The 6,094-nt window shown below is 41.8% G+C and carries 2 protein-coding genes and 2 rRNA genes; 2 read left to right on the top strand and 2 right to left on the bottom strand.

Features of this window, described 5'->3' with window-relative positions; translation table 11 throughout:
* Both K1Y79_RS09005 and rrf read left to right on the top strand, forming a co-directional pair.
* Nucleotides 1-1,005: ribosomal RNA gene (locus K1Y79_RS09005) — 23S ribosomal RNA — on the top strand; the annotation flags it as partial.
* A 113-nt stretch (nucleotides 1,006-1,118) separates the two neighbouring features.
* Nucleotides 1,119-1,230, top strand: a 5S ribosomal RNA gene (gene rrf, locus K1Y79_RS09000).
* 401 nt (nucleotides 1,231-1,631) lie between these two features.
* On the opposite strand, the gene K1Y79_RS08995 is transcribed toward rrf, so the two are convergent.
* Nucleotides 1,632-2,657 (bottom strand): LacI family DNA-binding transcriptional regulator, encoded by a 1,026-nt coding sequence (locus K1Y79_RS08995; RefSeq protein ID WP_220249644.1) that lies wholly within the window; start codon nucleotides 2,655-2,657, stop codon nucleotides 1,632-1,634.
* A gap of 153 nt (nucleotides 2,658-2,810) precedes the next feature.
* Nucleotides 2,811-5,369, bottom strand: a complete 2,559-nt coding sequence (locus K1Y79_RS08990) for a zinc-dependent metalloprotease (protein WP_220249643.1) — start codon at nucleotides 5,367-5,369, stop codon at nucleotides 2,811-2,813.
* Nucleotides 5,370-6,094 lie beyond the last annotated feature (725 nt).

Raw genomic sequence — 6,094 nt, 5'->3', positions numbered from 1 at the left:
AACCCAAAGCTTCTGACTGAAGCCCCAGTAAACGGCGGCCGTAACTATAACGGTCCTAAGGTAGCGAAATTCCTTGTCGGGTAAGTTCCGACCTGCACGAATGGTCTAATGAGTTGGACACTGTCTCTACCACGAGCTCGGTGAAATTGTAGTATCGGTGAAGATGCCGGTTAATCGCAACGGGACGGAAAGACCCCGTGAACCTTCACTACAACTTAACATTGATTTTGAACAACAGATGTGTAGGATAGTTGGGAGACTATGAAGCAGCTTCGCCAGGAGTTGTGGAGTCAACGTTGAAATACCAACCTTCTGTTGTTTAGAGTCTAACCTTGTAAGAGGGACATTGTTTGGTGGGTAGTTTGACTGGGGTGGTCGCCTCCTAAAAAGTAACGGAGGCTCGCAAAGGTACCCTCAGTACGGTTGGTAATCGTACGCAGAGCGCATTAGTAAAAGGGTGCTTGACTGTGAGGCCGACAAGCCGAGCAGGAGCGAAAGCTGGCTAAAGTGATCCGGTGATTCTGCATGGAAGGGTCATCGCTCAAAGGATAAAAGGTACTCCGGGGATAACAGGCTGATCTCCCCCAAGAGCTCATATCGACGGGGAGGTTTGGCACCTCGATGTCGGTTCGTCACATCCTGGGGCTGGAGAAGGTCCCAAGGGTTCGGCTGTTCGCCGATTAAAGTGGCACGTGAACTGGGTTCAGAACGTCGCAAGACAGTTCGGTCCCTATCTGTTGTGATCGTTAGTAAATTGCGGGGACATGACCTTAGTACGAGAGGACCGGGTCGTACGTACCGCTGGTGTATCAGTTGTGCCGCCAGGTGCAGTGCTGAGTAGCTATGTACGGAAAGGATAAACGCTGAAAGCATCTAAGCGTGAAACCTACCTCAAGATGAGTTTACTTTTAAGGGCCGTCGGAGACTACGACGTTGATAGGCTACAGGTGTAAGGGTGGTAACATCGAAGCCGAGTAGTACTAATTGCCCGTAAGCTTTAATTTTATTTTTTTGTGACTACTGTTATAACTTTCCCAATATGTAACTTATTGTAAAGTCTGTTATCGGAATATCGCTGTAAAGTGCTGATGACAAGACGAAGATCATATTAAAGATCTTATGGTGGTTTTGCCAAGGGTGTTCACCTCTTCCCATTCCGAACAGAGAAGTTAAGCCCCTTATGGCCGATGGTACTGCACAACCATGCGGGAGAGTAGGTAGCTGCCATATTTATTGAAAAAAGCTCCGGACGTAAGTCTAGGAGCTTTTTTTATTTATATACTTCCTAATTGCATGATCTTTTTCTAAAATCATCATACCAATACTCCTCCTCTTGTATTTTTATCTATAAACAATTCCTGTCCATCTGAATCGTCTATATTAACATTGTAATTATGGACATATTGCCCATTAGCCATAATAGCGATATTCTAAATACTGCAAATGCTGCCTGGAAGTAGGTAGGAGAAATACTGCCTTTAAATTATATTTTTCTTCAAGCAAAGGCTCGTTTACAATATTAGGTACATAAATATGGCTGTACACGCAGACAATATCAACAGCATGCTGGAATAAGAAATAGCTGCCACGGGGAAATAATTTCGTATGACAGAATAGGGATAAGCGTTTACTTATTGCCTGCTTGACTCTCGCTCAATTAGCTCAACGGGGAATACAAAATGTTTGGTAACCTTCATAGTATCACCATAATTAATCAGCTGAACAAGCGTATCAACTGCTTTTTGTCCCATTTTGTAACCTGATTGCTCTATAGTAGTAAGCGCAGGGGTGATAATTCTGGAAGATTGGTCGTTGGAATAACCTACAACTTTAATCTCTTCAGGAATTTTGACATGTTGCCGTTTGGCTTCCTGGATAAATGCAACGGCCGAAGTGTCATTTGCCGCAAACAATCCGTCCGGTCTCTCAATCTCTGATAATAATTCTTTTGATGCGGTAGTAGCAGCTTCCGTAGTAAGATTGTGCACGTATACCAGTTTCTCGTCGTAAGGGATAGCGTAATTGTCAAGTGCAGCTTTGTAGCCGCTCAGACGTTGCTGGTAAAGATTACAACTGAGTATTCCAGAAAATAAAGCGATTCTTGTGCAGCCTTGCTTAATTAAATGTTCAGTAGCAAGAAATCCTCCTTTAAAGTCATCTCCCGTAATAGTATAGCCTGAAAATTCGGCAGGAACACGGTCATAAAATACCAGAGGAATATTGTTTTTTATGAATGGGGTGAAATGTTCATAATCAGTTGTGAACATAGAAGACACAGCCAATAATCCATCTACCCGAAGTGAAAAGAAAGTATTAACCAGTTCTTTTTCCATTTCGATAGTATCATCAGACTGACCTATTACGATACTAAATCCATACTTATGTGCTTCATGTTGTATGCCACTGATGGCAGTACTTTGAAAGTACATAGAGGTACGAGGTACAATAAGGCCGATAATATTGGAACGGTTCTTACGCAAACTGGAGGCGATCCAGTTAGGGACATAGCCCATATCGGTGGCTGTCTGGCGCACCTTGTCTCTGGTTTCCTGGTTAATCAGTTTATTATTTTGTAAAGCTCTTGATACCGTGGAAGCAGATAAGTTGAGCACTTTGGCGATGTCGTAGATGGTAATTTTTGTACTTCGTTCTTTCACATTTTTGAGGTTCAGTATATAAATATAGCGATATATTGACCAACTTTAATAGTAAGCAACCTCATTATTTTCATAGGGTTAAATATTATCATTTAGAAACCATAAAGGCCTAGGTATACCCAGGCCTTTATGGTTAAATTATAAACAGTTAAGTTATTTGGGCTCAAGTGCCTGACCAATTCTTTCAGAAAGATCATTGAGATGATAACGGCTCAATGGGTCCTGAATTGCAGTTGCTGCAGCACGGATGTCACTACGCAGAGATACCAGATGTGCACGTGCAATACTGCTAACATCTGATTTGGTAGGGTCAGCAGGTGCCGCTCCAAACATTATAACCATACCACCCATACTTGGCTGATCTTTAGGCGTAAGAAGCTGAATGATATGATCAACGTAAGACTTCTGAAGATTACGGCGGAATACGTCTATGTTCTTTCTGGTATATACTTCGCTAAAAATACCCTTTTTAACATCATTGAGGAAAGTAGTGGCCTGATAGCTACCAGCTCCGTCATTAGCTTCGGTGTTAATAAGCTTTACCAGTGTATTAGTGCTCAGTATGCGATCTAATACCGGGTTCTGGCGGGCACTGACGATAGTAGTAGCATTAGTACCAGTACGGGCCAGTATATCTTTATCAAGTAGCCATTTAGGAGTTGTAAACACTTGGTCGTTCAGGAACTGAACAGCTTCCAGCTGAATGCTTTTTGGAACAGCTTCATACACGCCGCCTTCCTGTTCTACAGTTTTAGGGGTCTCATAAATACCGCCTATGTTTTTAGCTGCATGACCAAGGTAACGTCCGAACTGGGTATTTACCTCCCGATATAGTTCTGTGAGATTGGCATATCCTTCATTATCTTCTTTCGTCCAGCTAAGTAGATTAGGCATGATGCGCTGAAGATTTTTAATACCATAAGCGCCCGCTTTCATAGCGTTGTCACCCAAATCCTCATTCTGAGATCTTGGATCATCAGGATTCATTTCTGTTCCAAACCAATATTTCTTGTCTTTGAGTTTCTCAACAGTCCATTTATTCAATATAGCTTTTTCGGATTCAGCAGTAGTCGATTCTGGGATGAGTTTATACCCCCATTCGATTGCCCATTTATCATAGAAGTTTATGCGAGGATAAAGATCGCTGCCAGTAATGCCATCTTCTGCTTGCGCAATGTAGTTAAAACGGGCATAATCCATAATAGATGCAGCAAAGCCGTTTTCCTTTGTCCAGGCTTTGTCTCTTAGTTTCTCTACAGGGTAGGTTGAACTTGAACCGAAGTTATGTCGAAGACCAAGAGTATGACCTACTTCATGAGAAGATACAAACCGGATCAGTTCTCCCATTAATGCGTCATCAAACTGCATTTTACGAGCCCGCGGATCATTTGGAGAACACTGTACAAAATACCAGTTACGGAGCAGGCGCATTACATTATGATACCAGTTGATGTGGCTTTCCATAATCTCACCGGAACGAGGGTCATGGATATGAGGGCCGCTAGCGTTAGGAATATCTGAAGGTTTATATACTATAGCAGAAAAACGAGCATCTTCGAGACTCCAGGTCGAGTCCTGGTCGCGTGTGGGGGCCACCTTTGCAACGATAGCATTCTTAAAGCCCGCTTTCTCGAAAGCAGATTGCCAGTCATTTACCCCTTGAATGAGATACGGTACCCATTTTTTGGGTGTAGCTGGATCGATGTAAAAGATAATTGGTTTTACAGGCTCTACTAACTCACCACGCTTGTATTTTTCGAGATCTTCTGCTTTAGGCTCTAAGCGCCAGCGGGTAACCATGGATAGCCTTTTTACACCCTGAGGATCCTGATCGAAGTCTGTTACCGATGTAGTAAAATAGCCTACGCGAGGGTCAAAGTATCTTGGTTTCATTGGAACAGCAGGAAGCAAAATCATTGAAGAGTTCAATTCCAGAGTTGCATTACCTCCGGATGCAGCCATACCCGGACCAGGTTGACCAGCAGATTTTGAATAAGTTTTGACAGTCTTTATTTCGGTGTTGATAGGATAAGATTTAACATCAACTATATAGGATTTGTCCTGCTGTACCGCCCCTAGTTTAAGCATTGATTTGACGCGTGAGTCAAAGAAAAAGATGTCATTATCGCCCTGGAGATAATCGGTCAGATCAATGACGGTACCTCCCTTATCTGAGAATGCCTTAATGTCAAAGGCCGCTGCAATTGGCTGTATGTTAGAGTTCATAACAGCATGGAACATTGGCTGGCTGGAATCCCTGGATATTTCTGAGTAAGAAATGTTCTTAAGGAAGATGCGGTTATTAGGTCCTTTTTCAAACCGGATGACATTTTCGCCGATTTCATCACCACTATAACCAATCATAGCAGCACGTAAACCCGCGGCTGATTTGGAGATACGATTTACTACCAGGATATCTCGACCTAATAGTGAATCAGCTATTTCAAAGAAGACTTTATCATCCTGTTTGTAGATGTTAAATAGACCAGAGTCTGCTACAGCAGCGGATGTGATTACTTCCCCAAACTTCTTGGGCGCTGTTTTAGGGCCATTTTTAGCCAGCATAGGTGGACGTACAGTCGAATCTTTAGCGGGAACGGGTTCCTGTTGGGTCTTCTTTCGCTTTTGTGCTATCGACATAGTGTTGATACTCAGTACCAACAGTAGCGTACCTGCTGTTGTGGCGATGGTACGGATTGAATGTTTCTTCATTTGCGTTTATTAAAAAAGGTCGGTTTATTTAGAATTTGGCAGGGTAATCTTGAAAATACACATATTAAGCAGTAACTTATCGGGTAATTCCATGAACGCTTAAAATATTACAGGAATGGAGATAGGGGAAGGGAGCAGAGATATCGTTACACCATTAATATGGAGACAGCGTTATGAATAAATTTATTGATATGGTATCTTTTATGCTTATATTACAGAGTGAATGAACTAATGCCATGTCAATAATATAAAGGTTTTTCAGCGGGCAATGAAGATTTCATTCCACGTTTAAAACAGTGAAACGAATATGTAATCTGCTGTAATTGTGTGGCGTTATAATGACTACAAGGGAAAGCGAAAAAGACGCAAAGTGTGGATGGTAGCGGATAAGGGGAGAAAAATATGGCTGAAAATTTCTGTTGGAACATTTAAAAAATTTCTTAAATTGTGCGTCCAACTTTGAAAAAAATCAATAAATTTCAGGTTCCAAGGGATAGTTATCATAAGGGGTATAACCCATTTCTTTGATGTAGGTTGCAATTGACATTTAAGTGTATGCTCAATAAAACAGGAGATTGTAAGGCTGCCTGCTGGCGGCTTTCGGTGGTAGCGTTAAATTTTGTGAGATTTTAAGAGCTGCACTTGTTTTTTTGGGTCAACCGTATAACTTTGCGAATCACGTATTTATATTGCAGAAATAACAAAAAACAATAGTTTAATCTTTA

Source organism: Chitinophaga rhizophila (assembly GCF_019492185.1).
GTDB classification, from domain to species: Bacteria; Bacteroidota; Bacteroidia; order Chitinophagales; family Chitinophagaceae; genus Chitinophaga; species Chitinophaga rhizophila.
The sequence above is the reverse complement of the archived record's forward strand: the minus strand, read 5'-3'. Positions and strand labels throughout refer to the sequence as shown.

What these genes read in the sequence shown, in the direction of transcription:
- K1Y79_RS08990 (WP_220249643.1), bottom strand. Translation starts at nt 5,369, where the DNA reads ATGAAGAAACATTCAATCCGTACCATCGCCACAACAGCAGGTACGCTA.